At 50.3% G+C, this 350-nt stretch carries 1 tRNA gene; it reads right to left on the minus strand.

Features of this window, described 5'->3' with window-relative positions:
• Window positions 1-15 precede the first annotated feature (15 nt).
• Window positions 16-91: transfer RNA gene (locus ACW5W7_RS21340), tRNA-Glu, on the minus strand.
• Window positions 92-350: the final 259 nt, after the last annotated feature.

The raw sequence follows: 350 nt of genomic DNA on the forward strand, positions 1-350 counted from the left end.
AAGCAAGAAGAGAAGTGGCGTCCCCTAGGGGATTCGAACCCCTGTTACCGCCGTGAAAGGGCGGTGTCCTAGGCCTCTAGACGAAGGGGACGAAAATCATGTTTTGCGAAGTAAACTTCGCAATGATTTTCGTAAAGGCGACGCCGAGCCTGCAAGGCTAGCGGCCTTTAGCGCTGTTCGTTGTTATCGCTAACTTTGAATCAGGTAGCTGCTTGCGCCGCTATTCACATCCCAACCCACCGAACGGGCTTCTCTCATTCAACCGAAGTTGAATAAGCACTGATGCTTGCGCATCAGGTCTTTGCTCTAACTACTTTGAATCAAGGCAATCTGTGTGAACACTCAACAAC

The sequence above is a fragment of the Aeromonas intestinalis genome, from assembly GCF_054052485.1.